Consider the following 13,460-nt stretch of genomic DNA (forward strand, 5'->3'; position numbering starts at 1 on the left):
TCGCTCGTCTCGTCGCTCGTCTCGCTGCTCGAACCGACCGACTGCAGGCCTCTCGTATGGCCCGACTTCGGACCTGAATTCTCATTCGGCGGGCGCACTGGTCGTGAGCGCCATGCCTGGTTAGGGTGGGGGCTGTACGAACTTTTCGATGGGCGCATATGGCCTTTGCCAATGCACAGAGCACAACGCCCAGAGCACTAGGAGACGCAATGCCACAGACGGTCAAAGGTGTCATCTCCCGCAGCAAGGGGGCGCCGGTCGAACTCACAGACATCGTCATCCCCGACCCGGGTCCCGGCGAGGTCATCGTCGATGTGAAGTCGTGCGGCGTCTGCCACACGGACTTCCACTACCGCGAGGGCGGGATCAGCGACGACTATCCGTTCCTGCTCGGCCACGAATCGGCCGGCACGGTCTCGGAGATCGGCGAGGGCGTCACCGACGTCGAGGTGGGCGACTTCGTCATCCTCAACTGGCGCGCCATCTGCGGTGAGTGCAGGGCCTGCAAGCGCGGTGAACCCTGGTACTGCTTCGACACCCATAACGCTTCGCAGAAGATGACCCTGCCTGACGGCACCGAGCTCGAAGCCGCACTGGGGATCGGGTCATTTGCCGAGAAGACCCTGGTCGCGGCCGGACAGTGCACCAAGGTCCCCGAGGCTGATCCCGCTGTCGTGGGTCTGCTGGGCTGCGGTGTCATGGCCGGTATCGGTGCCGCCATCAACACCGGCGAGGTCACCCGCGGCAAGACCGTGGCCGTCATCGGCTGCGGCGGCGTCGGCTGCTCGGCCATCGCCGGTTCTGCGCTGGCCGGTGCCGGCACGATCATCGCCCTCGACCTCGATGACACGAAGCTCGACTGGGCGAAGGATCTCGGAGCCACCCACACGGTCAATACCCGCGGCAAGAGCGAGGACGAGGTCGTCGAGGCCATCCAGGAACTCACCGGAGGCTTCGGCGCCGACGTCGTCATCGACGCGGTCGGCCGTCCGGAGACCTGGCGACAGGCCTTCTACGGCCGTGATCTCGCGGGCACCGTGGTGCTCGTGGGCGTGCCGACCCCCGAGATGGAGCTGAGCGTTCCGCTGCTCGACGTCTTCGGCCGCGGCGGTCGCCTGAAGTCCTCCTGGTACGGTGACTGCCTCCCCGAACGAGACTTCCCGATGCTCGTCGACCTGTACCAGCAGGGACGCGTGCCGTTGGAGAAGTTCGTATCTGAGCGCATCGGGCTCGGCGACGTCGAGGAGGCATTCGAGAAGATGAGTCAAGGCAAGGTACTGCGATCGGTGGTGGAGCTCTGATGACGGCAATCGAACATCTGGTCACGTCTGGAACGTTCTCGCTCGACGGCGGAACCTGGGACGTCGACAACAACGTATGGATCATCGGCGACGACTCCGAAGTCATCGTCATCGATCCCGCGCACGACGTCAACGCCATCGCGGAGAAGGTCGGTGCGCGTGAGGTCAAAGCGATTCTGCTGACTCACGGTCACGATGATCATGTGGGAGTCGTCCGCGATTTCGCGCACCGCGTGGGCAACCCACCCGTTCATCTGAACCCCGAGGATCACGTCCTCTGGGACATGACCTATGACAGCTACCGCCCGGACACGGAGATCTCCGACGGAGATACCTGGAACGTCGGGGGCGTGCGGATCAAGGCCCTGCACACTCCTGGCCACTCCCCCGGCTCCACCTGCTTCTTCGTCGAGACCGGCTTGCCGATCCCGGCATCTGCAGGTGCCGGCAGTGCTGTCGGACCTGTCCTCTTCTCCGGAGACACGCTCTTCAACGGAGGCCCCGGTGCAACCGGTCGGTCGCATTCGAGCTTCGAAACGATCATCGAATCGATCAGGGACGCCCTGTTCAAGCTGCCCGACGCCACGATCGTCCTGACCGGACACGGCGAGCCGACCTCCATCGGTGCCGAAGCTCCGTCGCTGGAGGACTGGGTCAAACGCGGAGCGTGAGGTCCGCACACCGCTGATTCGCCGAGGTGGCGCTCGGGTCGGTGATCACACTGATCACCGCTCGGGTCAGGGTGACAGCTCGACTGAGGGCCCGCACAGCGGATTCCGGTCGGAGATGCCGTGGTCGCAGATTCGCGACCACGGCATCTCTTCGTCTCGGGCGTTAGAATCGTCTGGTGCCTGAATCTCAATCATCGCAGTCCCCTGTACCCGCAGACTCATCATCAGAGCCTCTGACACCAGAGACGTCGCGGGGCGGTACGGGCCTCAAGATCGGAATGAAGCCCCGCCATCTGGTCATGATGAGCCTCGGGTCGGCGATCGGAGCCGGCCTGTTCGTCGGCTCGGGTGCCGGTGTCCAGGCTGCCGGGCCAGCCGTCCTCATCTCCTATGTGGTTGCCGGGCTCATCGTCATCTTCGTCATGCGAGCTCTGGGAGAGCTCGTGGCTGCCGACCCGAATCCCGGCGCCTTCTCCCACTACGCCGGTCGGGCGATGGGTCCTGCCGCCGCATTCGCCGTCGGCGCCCTGTGGTGGGTCCAACTCTGCCTCGTCGTCGCAGCCGAGGCTACTGCCGCCGCACAGATCGCGGCCAGCTATGTGCCGTCGATCCCGCAATGGGTCATCGCTCTGACCATCATGGTCATCTTCACCGCGATCAACCTCACCACCTCGGGCAGCTTCGGTGAGTTCGAGTTCTGGTTCTCCCTCATCAAGGTCGCCTTCGTGACCCTGTTCCTCGTCCTCGGCGCCGCATTCCTGTTCGGCTGGACCCCGGCACAACCGCCAGAGACCATCTTCGCCGATGGATTCATGCCCACAGGTCTCCCCGGCGTTGCGGCAGGCCTCCTCGTTGTGGCGTTCGCCTTCGGCGGGATCGAGATCGTGGCGGTCGCCGCTGCCGAGACCGCGAACCCGAGTCGCAGCGTGACACAGGCGATCAAGACCATTGTGTGGCGAATCCTGTTCCTCTACATCGGCTCCGTGGCGATCATCGTCCTCGTCCTCGACTGGAAGGACGAACGGCTCACCGAGTCACCCTTCGTCGCGGTCCTCGACACCGCAGGTCTCCCCGTCATCGCCTCTCTCCTGGCCGCAGTCATCGTCATCGCACTGCTGTCATCGATGAATGCGAACATCTATGGTGCTTCCCGAATGGCGTTCTCCATGTCCGAGCGGACGATGCTCCCGGCAGGACTGAGCCGTACGACGAGACGCGGCGTCCCGATGGTCGCGGTGCTGGCCACCTCGGCGTTCGGATTCGTGGCAGTGGCCCTGAACTACTTCTGGGCCGCCGAGGTGCTCGGTGTGCTGCTCAACATCGTCGGGTCCACGCTCATCGTCACCTGGGTCGCGACACTGGTCTCCCAGATCATCATCCGCCGCCGCTCCGAGGCCGCCGGCGTAGAGCTGCCGTTGAAGATGTGGCTCTTCCCTTGGCTGTCCTATGCGACTCTGGCCGGCATCGCCGTGATCATCATCCTCGGTCTGACCGTGGAGTCCGTGCGCATCCAGATACTCGGCACCCTGGTCTTCACCGCAGCACTCTACGGAATCGGCTACCTGGTCACGCGTAAGCGCAAGGCCTGAGCCAGTTCGCGAAGTGCCGACGACTGCGCCGGGACCGGCGACCGTCCGGTCACCGGGGTGGGAGTCGGTGATCGTCGCATTGCCGGGGTGGGAGTCGGTGATCGTCGCATTGCCGGCGTAGGCCGTTGGGCCCTCGCGGCGGTTCGCTCGGCTGCTCGGCTGAGCCATCCGTCAAGCATGTCGAGTGTCTGGCCTTCGTGGCGGCCGAAGTGTCGGCCCGCATACTCGCTGACGTCGATGGGCACGAATCGTTCCAAGGCGTCGAGGACGAGCCCGGCTGCTCGGTCCGACATCGGCATCCGGACACCGGTCACGGCATGCACCGCCTCCGCGGCAGCCCGCGAGGGTCGTCGCAGATGCGACCTCAGGCTGGCCCAGTTGCCCTCGCGAGCACTCAGTTCAGCAACGTAGGGAATGAACACCGCCGGCGGAGCGGAGATCACAAAGGCCGGTACACCGACGATGAGGCCACCGAGCCTGCGCCGCAGGCCCCGCACAGTCCCCCTGCGGCCGCTGGCCATGAACACAGGCATCCCGGGTGGATGCCAGTAACTGACCGTGCGTCCCGTTGTTCGCTCTGACAGGAGCACTGGTGAGAAGACGAGGATCTCGGAATCAGGGAACATGGACGCAGCGATGGACCGGTCCCCATCGACCTGGCTGGTGATCGCGATGATGCCCGGGCGAAGAGCGACTATCGACGCGGCAACCCCATCGTCGAGGTCACCCGGCCGTGTCGTCAGCACCACGAGGTCCCAGGATTCCGAACTCACTGCAGCCCAATCGACCACGCTCACCCGGCGTGCAGGGCCTGTCCCCTGCACAGTACCCCGACGCGCTGGACTCTGACCGAGCACGGCTTCCCGGCACATCGGCCGGTTTCCGAGGGAACGCACCCGTCTCGGATATGCGACGCTTCGGGCCCGCACTGCGTCTGAGGTCGAACTCTCCGACCGTGAGACGACGACCGCTTCGTGTCGTCTGCCGAACAGCGCCGCAGCTGCGAGGCCAATCGCCCCGGCCCCTTGGAACACGACCTTCATGCACTGCTCACTGCGGTCTCGGCGCTGCCACCGGCGCGTCATCGCCCGCAACGGGATAGACCAGAGCATTCGCGATGGCGGCTACTCCTTCGCCGCGCCCAGTCAGACCGAGTGCATCGGTCGTCGTCCCGGACACCGATACATCGGCCCCAGCAGCCGCCGACAGCGCCTGCTGAGCATCGAGCCGCCTCGTGCCGATCTTCGGGCAGTTGCCGATGACCTGGACGGAGACATTGCCGATCTCGAAACCTGCCGCACGGACCTGTCGTGCCGCCTCGGCGAGGAGAACGGCTCCGGAGGCACCGGCGAACTCGGGCCGGTCGACGCCGAAATGCTGACCCAGATCGCCGATTCCTGCGGCAGAGAACAGCGCATCACAGCACGCATGGGCGGCAACGTCGGAATCGGAATGGCCTTCGAGCCCCCGTTCACCGGGCCAGTTCAGACCTGCGACCCAGAGTTCCCGCTCGGGATCGTCGGAATAGGCGTGTACGTCGACTCCGATGCCGGTACGCGGAATGACCATGGTCATCGTCGCTGCTCTCCTTCGCTCGCGGGGTTTTGTTTCTCGCCCTCGTCAAGAGTCGCTTGCGCGTCGAGAGTCGCCGACTCCTGCTGCGTCGCGTCCCGAGTCGTTTCCGCGTTCCGCTGCGTCGCGTCCCGAGTCGTCTCCGTGTTCCGTTTCGTCGCGTCCCGAGTCGTCTCCGCGTCCCGTTTCGTCGCGATGTGCTCACCGAGTACGAGGTCGAGGGGGTAGGTGATCTTCAGTGCTTCCTCGTCACCGTCAACGGCGACGACTTCGATGCCGAGGCGCTCGACGAGTCCCGCATCATCCGTGGCCGCAAGGGATCCAGGTTCCGAAGCAGCCAGATCGTCTTCGTATCTCTCGTGTGCTCGACGCAGGGTGCTGGCAGTGAATCCCTGTGGAGTTTGGACCCGGCGCAATCGCGAACGGTCAAGATCGCCGTGAAGGACCTCAACGGTTGGTAACTTCTGGTCGTTCTCAGCTCCAGATTCGACCACAACTTGCCAACCGTCTGCGTCTGGCTGCGATCGAGGCGCCCGTGGCCCGTCGTTCATGGTGGGATGATGATCGTTCGTGGCGGGATGGTGATCCGAGTTCACTGCGGGGCGACTCTCCACACGGCGCACGGTGTCGGTCATGGGCAGGACGGGAACGACCGCCTCGGCGCCGGCACTGACAGCATCGGCTACTCGCCGGAAGACCTCGGACGGCGTCAGTGCCCGGGCGGCATCGTGGACCAGCACGATGTCTGCGTCACCTGCATATTTCAAGGCTAATTGCACGGATTCGATTCGATCTTGTCCGCCTGCTACAGCTGTGATTCGCATTCCCGAAATACTGGACTCCGAATCTTTCGCACCCGATTCTGCAATGGAATCGATTTCATTGCGGGCACGCGTTAAAAACTCCTCGGGAGCGGCAACCACAATTGTGGAAGCAACTCCCGAGGAGATGATCGTCTCAAGGCTGCGAGCCAGAAGGCTCTTCCCGTTCAGCCGCACTAGGGCCTTCGGGTCCGCACTGCCCAAGCGTGTTCCGGACCCTGCGGCCGGAACGATGACGCAGATATTCAGGACGCGAGCACTTCGTCCAGAATGGCCTCGGCCTCGGATTCCTCTTTCTTCTCAGCCAATGCGAGTTCGGAAACGAGGATCTGACGGGCCTTGGACAACATGCGCTTCTCACCGGTCGACAGGCCGCGGTCCTGCTCGCGACGCCAGAGGTCACGAACGACTTCGGCAACCTTGATCACGTCGCCGGACTGCAGCTTCTCAAGATTCGCCTTGTAGCGACGAGACCAGTTCGTGGGCTCTTCGACGAATTCCGCGCGGAGGACGTTGAATACCTTCTCAACACCCTCTTCACCGACGACATCTCGCACACCGACGAGGTCGCAGTTCTCCGCAGGAACCTCGATCACTAGATCACCATGGGCGACCTGGAGCTTGAGATACAGTTTCTCCTCACCTTTAATGGTTCGTTTCTTGATATCTTGGATTGTCGCTGCACCGTGATGTGGATAGACAACTGTGTCGCCGACCTCGAAACTCATATTCTCTTCAAACCCCTTTCGCGGACTTCCAGTTTACCATGAGGCGCGCCACAGAAATCATTCAGGCTGCGGATTCTTCGTGCTAGGCTCCGCTGCGCGGTTTGTCGAACATGGGCTGATCTGAGGCGATGCCGAGGTTCTCCCGGCCAAAACCCATCCCACCGGCTGGGGCTCGATTGGAGTTCTCACCACGTGAACCCGTCTGGCCCCGTTCCGGGTTCTACGGCCGGTCAAAAACCGGGTAGTATACAGATTGATCTTGTATTGCCACTTCAAGGAGCACAATGAAACGGCACAACCGCGCGGCACTCGCAGTTGCCGCACTCGCTCTCGTCATTCCCGTCAGCGGATGTGCAAGCCTGCTGTCACCTCACCAGACCGCCGAGTACCACTACAACGCCGGTGACGGTGCCTGGGGATCGGTCGGAGACGTCGAGGTCCGCGGTCTGATGCTCATCATGGACGAGTCCGGTAAGGGCCCGGCCCAGTTGTTCTTCACACTCATCAACAAGGGCGATTCCTCTGCCAAGGTGTCCCTGGACGTCGGCGGGAAGACGACCACCGAGTCGGTCAAGGCCGGCGAAACCTTCGTGCAGGACCCGGAGAGCTCGGCCTCGACATCATCGAAGCCGGTCATCGTGGACAGCCTCAAGGCGAAGCCCGGCGACCTGGCCGACGTCACCGTCAAGGTCGGCAGCGACGAGAAGACGATCCGGACTCAGGTCCTGTCGAATTCCCTGCCGTACTACGAACAGTACGTACCGACCGAAAAGCCCTCGGAGTCACCCAGCGAGGATGCTTCTCAGCCCGGCGAAGACGCATCGCAGTCCGGCGAGCAGGGCGAGGCAGCCACTGGCATCAACGGCTGAGTCCGGCCGCGCAAGTCCCGAATACAGCAAGGAGCCGCCCACACGATGTGGGCGGCTCCTTCTGCGTTACCTGTGTGTCGCTCGTTCTGCGTGACCTGTGAGTCTCTTCAGCGCAGGTGCCGTGAGTGCTCCCGCTGCCGGCGATCAGGCTCTGCGCGCAGTCACGCTCTGCGGGTGGTCGTGGTCAGGCTTCGAACTTGTAGCCGAGTCCGCGCACCGTGGTGAGCAGGCGCGGCTCCGAAGGATTCTGCTCGACCTTGGCGCGCAGACGCTTGACGTGGACGTCGAGGGTCTTCGTGTCGCCGACGTAGTCTTCTCCCCAGATCCGATCGATGAGCTGACCGCGTGTCATCACTCGACCGGAGTTGCGGATGAGGATCTCGAGCAGCTCGAACTCCTTCAGCGGCATCGACAGCTCTTCGCCGCGGACGCTGACGACGTGACGTTCGACATCGATGCGGACTCCCCCGGCCTCGAGTACCGACTCATCATCGAAGGCTTCGGATTCGACGTTGCGTCGCAGCACCGCTCGCACCCTGGCCAGCAGTTCTCGCGAGGAGTAGGGCTTGGTCACGTAGTCGTCTGCGCCGAGTTCGAGTCCCACCACCTTGTCGATCTCAGAGTCCTTGGCCGTGAGCATGATGATCGGCACACTGGACTTCGCACGCAGCTCTCGGCAAACCTCGGTGCCGGAGACTCCCGGCAGCATGAGATCGAGCAGAACGAGATCGGCGCCGTTGCGGTCGAACTCCGCGAGAGCCTTCAAACCGTCATCGGCAACCGTCACCTCATATCCTTCTTTACCGAGCAGGTACGACAGTGGGTCCGAGAACGAATCCTCGTCCTCGACAAGCAGAATTCGAGTCACGTTGTGAGCTTCCTTTGTTCGCTTCCGGTTTTCAGAACCTGGGTTGTCTCATTCTCATTCTCCCCTGTGCTGACGCCCTTGTCATCGTCAGGGTGATGTTCGGTGCTGTCATCGGCAACCGCGCCATCAGCAGCTGCGCCCTCTGCCTCTGCCTCTCCCGCGGCGTCTGCCTCAACCTCAGCTTCGTCGGCATCAGCCTGTGCCGAGTGCTCGAGCAGGACCCCATCCGGCGCCGAGGAGGATGCTTCGTCATCGGAGACGTTGCCTGCCAGCGGAAGCACGATGGTGAAGGTCGAACCCTTGCCGAGGCGGCTCCAGACCTTCACCTGTCCGCCGTGTGTGGCGATGATGTGTTTGACGATGCTCAGCCCCAGCCCGGTTCCGCCCGTGATCCGCGAACGCGCCGGGTCCACGCGGTAGAACCGTTCGAAGACACGCTCGGTGTCCTGAGTGGAGAGACCGATGCCCTGGTCGGCGACGGAGATCTCGACACGCTCGTCGACCAAGTCGACACCGACGCCGATGCGAGTGCCGTCGGGTGAGTAGTTGATGGCGTTGTCGATGAGGTTGCGCACCGCATTGACGAGGAGTTCGTAGTTGCCCTCGATGAGCATTGTGCCCGGCGGCGAGACCTCGATGTGGATGTTCTTGCTCTCGGCACGCGTGCGGGCACGGTCAGCGGCATCGTCGACCACCTCGGCGGCGGAGATCTTCTCCGTCGCAGACGGAGCGGTGTGGTCCTGGACGCGGGACAGGTCGATGATCTCCTGCACCAGCTGGGTCAGCCGCTTCGACTCCCGCTGCATGCGGCCGCCGAAGCGTTCGACGGCCTGCGGGTCATCGGAGAAGTCGGTGACTGCCTCGGCGAGGAGGGACATCGCGCCGATGGGGGTCTTGAGTTCGTGGGAGACGTTGGCGACGAAATCTCGCCGAATGGAGTCAACGCGCTTGGACTCGGTCTGGTCGTCGCAGAGGACGAGGACGAAGGCCGTACCCAAGGGCGCCACACGAGCGTGGAGGAACCGCAGGATCGAATCCGTCTGCTCGCGCTTCTGTTCGAGTTCGATCTCCTCGATGAGGCCTCTGGAACGGACTCGGCCGACCATGCGCAGCATCTCGGGAGAGGCAAGGGAGTGCCCTCTGACCAACCCGAATGTGTACGCGGCCGGGGATGCCTTGACGACATCATCGCCGGCGTCGAGAACGATCGCAGCCGAGGGCAGCACAGCCAGTACCTCGGCGATGCCTTCGGGCAGGTCGTCCTCAGAATGCAGATCGGCAGCATCACGGGAGCGTTCGCTGAAACGAAACGCCAGAATTCCCGCTATACCCAGTCCCAGACCGACGATTCCGGTCAGGACCGCTACGATCAAGAGGTCCACGTCATCAAGCTTATGCGCAGTCTGCTTCAGAGACGCGCAGAATCGACCCCAGGACGCTGCTTTTGCCGAGGAATTCACCTGCATGCCAGACAACGTTCACCGAATGGTGTCAAGCTGACACAGTGTGCCTATCCTGACCGGAGGGTTGTCCGCACCCAGGACGATCTCAGGCACCTCCCCTTGCACAAGATCCACGAGATTAAGGAACCGCTGTCAATGCGCGAAGTCTTCAGAAATGAGCTGGACGAGCTGGCCACGCAGCTGGTCGACATGTCTGTCAAAGTTCACGAGGCGATGCGCCTGGCGAACCAGTCCCTGCGCAGCAACGACCTCGAGCTGGCCGAAAAGGTCATCGAAGCCGACGCCGTGATCGACCACATGCAGTACGCCCTCGACCAGCAGGCCGCTGAGATGCTGGCCCTGCAGGCCCCCGTCGCCGCCGACCTGCGCGCGGTCATCGGCTCACTGCGGATGTCCGCATCGCTCGAGCGCATGGGCGACCTAGCTCGCCACATCGCCCAGCAGGTCCGCATCCGCTACCCGGAGTCAGCGATCCCCGACCACTTCACCGAAACCTTCACCCGCATGGGCGAATCCGGAGAGAAGATCGCCGAGGCGACGGAGAACCTGCTGTCGAACCCGGGCCTGACCGCCGTGCCGACGATCAATGCGATCGACGAAGAGCTCGACGAACTGCACCTGAGCATCTTCTCCAAGCTCGCCGAGGCGCCTGCCGGTTCGCTGGCACCTCGCCACATCGCCGACGTCACCCTGCTCTCGCGCTACTACGAGCGCTTCGGCGACCACGCGGTGTCCGTGTCCCAGAAGGTCGAATACCTGCTCACCGGCAACTGGGAACCGTACCTGTCGAAGAAGTAATATTCGCCTGAAACACCGAATCAGCCCGAGGCCGACGAATGTTCGACCTCGGGCTTTTCGCTGGCGATGACCTTTCGCCGCCTCCGGTTCGTTCCTCTGATGCTGCGTGCGATGGTCTTCAGCACTCCCGTCGTGACAGCGACCCCCAGAAGCAGGAGGGCTCCGCCGACGAGCTCGGGAACGGTGGGACGGTCTCCGAGGACGAGCCAGGCCGAGAGCACCCCGACCAGGGGAACCAACAGTGAGAACGGCGCCACCTGCGATGCCGGGAACCTTGCAAGCAGCGAATTCCAGATGACGTAGCCGACGAGTGAGGCGCAGCCAGCGGTGTAGACGACCGAAGCAAGGACTCCCCAGGTCGGGTTCGCAAGGGCGTGAGAAACCTCGGCGGGGCCGTCGACGAGTATCGAGAGCGCGAACAGCGGCACGGGGACCACGATGGCCGACCACACGGTCATCTGCACGCCATTGGTGCCCACCTTGACTCCGCGGGCGATGACATTGCCGATCGCCCAGGACAGAGACGCGGCGAGCGCGACGAGGAAGGCGACGATCGGCACCGATGCCTGGAGGCTCAGGCCGATGACGCACAGTCCGGACAGACCGATGAGGATGCCGATGATCTGGCGTCGACTCGGGAATTCTTTGAGCACAAGGGCCGCAACGAGCACCGTGAAGGCGGCCTGAATCTGGATGACGATCGACGTCAGGCCCGCAGGCAGTCCGAGGAACATGGCTGTGTAGAGGAGGCCGAACTGACCGGCGGACATGAACACGCCGATGAGGAGGATGCGGCGGAAGTTCCCTCTGGGGTACTTGACGAAGAAGATCGCCGGGATCACGACCAGCGTGAAGCGGGCGGCGACGAGGAGCAGCGGTGGCCAGTCCCGCAGTCCGAAGTCGATGAAGATGAAGTTGACGCCCCAGAGAACGACGACGAGCAGGGCGAGCATGTAATGGACGGGACGCATACTTCCAGGATCCCAGCCATTGCATCAAAATTCCATTGAATATAAATGCGTGGTTTCGTTAGAATTATTTGATGATTGACACTCTCGCCCTGCGCACGCTCGTTGCCCTCGACTCGGCCGGCTCCGTCACAGCGACTGCCGATGCACTCGGCTACACCTCGGCGGCCATCAGCCACCAGCTGCAGAAGCTCTCGCGCTACCTCGGCTCACCGGTCACCGAGCGCACCGGACGGGGGATCGCATTGACTCCGATGGGCCGTGAGCTCAGCCGACGCGGCGCCGAACTGCTCCAGGACCTCGAAAGCCTCGAGACCGACGCGCGGGCAAGGTCGGGCGAACCTCGAGGTCGGATCACGGTGGGCGGGTTCTCGACCGGCATCCGCGGAGTGCTGGTGCCATCCCTGCCGCTGCTCAAGGACACCGCGCCGGAGCTGACGATCACCAACATCGAAGAGGAACCCGATGAGCTCATCGACATGGTCACGGCCGGCCGGATCGACGCCTCGCTGATCTTCGACTGGCGGGAGGGTCCTCCTCAGCTGCCCTCGACGCTGAATTCCGAGCTCATCACCGTCGACCGGGCCGATATCGTCATGCATCGTGACCACCATCTGGCATCACGCAAGCTGGTGACCCGGCAGGATCTCCTCCGCGAGGTCTTCGTCTCGGCACCGCGCAACGGCGTATGCCATCGCTGGCTCACCGCGCTCTTCGATCCCCTCAACGCCGAACCGCGGATCGAGTACTGGGCGATGGAGTATGACACCCAGATCGAGTTCGTCCGGGCTGTCGGGGCTCTCGCGCTGGTGCCGCGGCTGGGACGGCCGCACCTGCCCGCCGACGTCACCGTCGTCGAACTCGACGATCCGAGCATCGCCCGTTGGATCTACCTCGTGTGGCGGGCCTCGATGAGCGCATCCCCGGCGATCTCCCTTCTCCTTGAGCAGATGAAGGCGGTCGCCGAGGTGGCGGCAGGTGAGTGCGAGCCTGAGCGAGTGCGAGCCTGAGCGAGTGCGAGCCTGAGCGAGTGCGAGCCTGAGTCAGAAAGAGCCTGTGCCTCAGCGCCCCTGGTTGGCGACCTGACCGATCGCGGCCTCTGCGGCAGCAGCGTCGAGGTAGGTGCCACCGGGCCTGACCGGAGTGAAGTCCTCGGTCAGCTCGTAGTGCAACGGGATGCCTGTGGGAATGTTGAGGCCGGTGATATCGGCATCGGAGATTCCGTCGAGGTGCTTGACCAGGGCACGCAGCGAGTTGCCGTGGGCGACAACGAGCACGGTGCGTCCGACGGTGAGCTCGGGGACGAGCCGGTCGTACCAGTAGGGCAGGAGCCGGTCGATGACGTCGGCCAGGCATTCCGTGCGAGGCAGGGAACCGCCGAGGTTGGCATAGCGAGGATCTCCAGCCTGCGAGAATTCGGAGGCGTCGCCGAGAGCTGGCGGCGGGGTGTCGAAGGAGCGGCGCCAGGTCATGAACTGCTCCTCGCCGAACTCCTCGCGGATCTCCTTCTTGTTCTTGCCCTGCAGCGCACCGTAGTGGCGTTCGTTGAGTCGCCAGCTGCGATGGACGTCGAGCCAGGAGAGATCGGCGGCCTCGAGCGCCAGATTCGAGGTGAGGATGGCCCGCTTGAGGCGGGAGGTGTAGACGACGTCGGGGATGAGGTCGGCCTCGCGCAGGAGCTCGCCGGCCCGCTGGCCCTCAGCCCGCCCTTTGTCCGTCAGGGTCACGTCGACCCAACCGGTGAACAGATTCTTCTGGTTCCATTCGCTCTCGCCGTGGCGCAGCAGGATGAGGTTATGCGTCATGCCACCA

Annotated in this window: 14 protein-coding genes; 6 read left to right on the top strand and 8 right to left on the bottom strand. The window is 63.6% G+C overall.

Going from position 1 to position 13,460, the window contains the following annotated elements:
• Positions 1-209 precede the first annotated feature (209 nt).
• The 3 genes from JTF07_RS04965 (at position 210) to JTF07_RS04975 (ending at position 3,561) form a co-directional block, all read left to right on the top strand.
• Positions 210-1,301 (top strand): S-(hydroxymethyl)mycothiol dehydrogenase, encoded by a 1,092-nt coding sequence (locus JTF07_RS04965; RefSeq protein ID WP_096159742.1) that lies wholly within the window; start codon positions 210-212, stop codon positions 1,299-1,301.
• Positions 1,301-1,972 (top strand): MBL fold metallo-hydrolase, encoded by a 672-nt coding sequence (locus JTF07_RS04970; protein ID WP_204233158.1) that lies wholly within the window; start codon positions 1,301-1,303, stop codon positions 1,970-1,972. Before JTF07_RS04965 ends, JTF07_RS04970 begins: the two co-directional genes overlap by 1 nt.
• Positions 1,973-2,145: 173 nt before the next feature.
• Positions 2,146-3,561, top strand: coding sequence for an amino acid permease (locus JTF07_RS04975; protein ID WP_502710961.1), 1,416 nt, complete (start codon positions 2,146-2,148; stop codon positions 3,559-3,561).
• Here the strand turns inward: JTF07_RS04975 and JTF07_RS04980 are convergent.
• The 4 genes from JTF07_RS04980 to JTF07_RS04995 are packed head-to-tail and all read right to left on the bottom strand — an operon-like array spanning position 3,531 to position 6,682.
• Complete coding sequence (locus JTF07_RS04980) at positions 3,531-4,604, bottom strand: hypothetical protein (RefSeq protein ID WP_204233159.1); 1,074 nt, start codon at positions 4,602-4,604, stop codon at positions 3,531-3,533. The two genes, JTF07_RS04975 and JTF07_RS04980, sit on opposite strands and share 31 nt — an antisense overlap.
• Positions 4,605-4,611: 7 nt before the next feature.
• Complete coding sequence (ispF, locus tag JTF07_RS04985; protein ID WP_204233160.1) at positions 4,612-5,136, bottom strand: 2-C-methyl-D-erythritol 2,4-cyclodiphosphate synthase; 525 nt, start codon at positions 5,134-5,136, stop codon at positions 4,612-4,614.
• Positions 5,133-6,242: an IspD/TarI family cytidylyltransferase gene (locus JTF07_RS04990; RefSeq protein WP_353843898.1), complete on the bottom strand. Its 1,110-nt coding sequence runs from the start codon at positions 6,240-6,242 to the stop codon at positions 5,133-5,135. The genes ispF and JTF07_RS04990 overlap by 4 nt, the downstream gene beginning before the upstream one ends.
• The gene (locus JTF07_RS04995) at positions 6,200-6,682 is read right to left on the bottom strand and encodes a CarD family transcriptional regulator (protein ID WP_009883639.1); all 483 of its coding nucleotides are present in this window, start codon (positions 6,680-6,682) and stop codon (positions 6,200-6,202) included. Before JTF07_RS04995 ends, JTF07_RS04990 begins: the two co-directional genes overlap by 43 nt.
• A gap of 284 nt (positions 6,683-6,966) precedes the next feature.
• Between JTF07_RS04995 and JTF07_RS05000 the strand changes: the two genes are divergently transcribed.
• Positions 6,967-7,551, top strand: coding sequence for a hypothetical protein (locus JTF07_RS05000; RefSeq protein ID WP_204233161.1), 585 nt, complete (start codon positions 6,967-6,969; stop codon positions 7,549-7,551).
• Between the two features lie 184 nt (positions 7,552-7,735).
• Here the strand turns inward: JTF07_RS05000 and JTF07_RS05005 are convergent, their stop codons facing one another.
• Both JTF07_RS05005 and JTF07_RS05010 read right to left on the bottom strand, forming a co-directional pair.
• Positions 7,736-8,419, bottom strand: a complete 684-nt coding sequence (locus JTF07_RS05005; protein ID WP_204233162.1) for a response regulator — start codon at positions 8,417-8,419, stop codon at positions 7,736-7,738.
• Entirely contained in the window at positions 8,416-9,801 is a 1,386-nt protein-coding gene (locus JTF07_RS05010; protein ID WP_353843874.1) for a sensor histidine kinase, read from the bottom strand. The genes JTF07_RS05005 and JTF07_RS05010 overlap by 4 nt, the downstream gene beginning before the upstream one ends.
• A 216-nt stretch (positions 9,802-10,017) precedes the next feature.
• Here JTF07_RS05010 and phoU point away from each other — a divergent pair, with 216 nt between their 5' ends.
• Positions 10,018-10,680: a phosphate signaling complex protein PhoU gene (gene phoU, locus JTF07_RS05015; protein WP_204233164.1), complete on the top strand. Its 663-nt coding sequence runs from the start codon at positions 10,018-10,020 to the stop codon at positions 10,678-10,680.
• A gap of 20 nt (positions 10,681-10,700) precedes the next feature.
• Here the strand turns inward: phoU and JTF07_RS05020 are convergent, their stop codons facing one another.
• Positions 10,701-11,651, bottom strand: coding sequence for an EamA family transporter (locus JTF07_RS05020; RefSeq protein ID WP_204233165.1), 951 nt, complete (start codon positions 11,649-11,651; stop codon positions 10,701-10,703).
• Positions 11,652-11,722: 71 nt separating this feature from the next.
• On the opposite strand from JTF07_RS05020, the gene JTF07_RS05025 reads away from it, so the two are divergent.
• Positions 11,723-12,658, top strand: coding sequence for a LysR family transcriptional regulator (locus JTF07_RS05025; protein WP_204233166.1), 936 nt, complete (start codon positions 11,723-11,725; stop codon positions 12,656-12,658).
• Between the two features lie 51 nt (positions 12,659-12,709).
• On the opposite strand, the gene JTF07_RS05030 is transcribed toward JTF07_RS05025, so the two are convergent.
• On the bottom strand, positions 12,710-13,453 hold the full coding sequence (locus JTF07_RS05030; protein WP_143920617.1) for a phosphoglyceromutase: 744 nt from the start codon (positions 13,451-13,453) through the stop codon (positions 12,710-12,712).
• Positions 13,454-13,460 lie beyond the last annotated feature (7 nt).

The sequence above is a fragment of the Brevibacterium sp. RIT 803 genome, from assembly GCF_016892625.1.
GTDB lineage: Bacteria > Actinomycetota > Actinomycetes > Actinomycetales > Brevibacteriaceae > Brevibacterium.

Bases quoted from the DNA above. Each gene is read 5' to 3' on its own strand.
- JTF07_RS04980 (WP_204233159.1), bottom strand. From the start codon at position 4,604: ATGAAGGTCGTGTTCCAAGGGGCCGGGGCGATTGGCCTCGCAGCTGCG.
- JTF07_RS04995 (WP_009883639.1), bottom strand. From the start codon at position 6,682: ATGAGTTTCGAGGTCGGCGACACAGTTGTCTATCCACATCACGGTGCA.
- JTF07_RS04970 (WP_204233158.1), top strand. From the start codon at position 1,301: ATGACGGCAATCGAACATCTGGTCACGTCTGGAACGTTCTCGCTCGAC.
- JTF07_RS05000 (WP_204233161.1), top strand. From the start codon at position 6,967: ATGAAACGGCACAACCGCGCGGCACTCGCAGTTGCCGCACTCGCTCTC.
- JTF07_RS05020 (WP_204233165.1), bottom strand. From the start codon at position 11,651: ATGCGTCCCGTCCATTACATGCTCGCCCTGCTCGTCGTCGTTCTCTGG.
- JTF07_RS05030 (WP_143920617.1), bottom strand. From the start codon at position 13,453: ATGACGCATAACCTCATCCTGCTGCGCCACGGCGAGAGCGAATGGAAC.
- JTF07_RS05025 (WP_204233166.1), top strand. From the start codon at position 11,723: ATGATTGACACTCTCGCCCTGCGCACGCTCGTTGCCCTCGACTCGGCC.
- ispF (WP_204233160.1), bottom strand. From the start codon at position 5,136: ATGACCATGGTCATTCCGCGTACCGGCATCGGAGTCGACGTACACGCC.
- phoU (WP_204233164.1), top strand. From the start codon at position 10,018: ATGCGCGAAGTCTTCAGAAATGAGCTGGACGAGCTGGCCACGCAGCTG.
- JTF07_RS04965 (WP_096159742.1), top strand. From the start codon at position 210: ATGCCACAGACGGTCAAAGGTGTCATCTCCCGCAGCAAGGGGGCGCCG.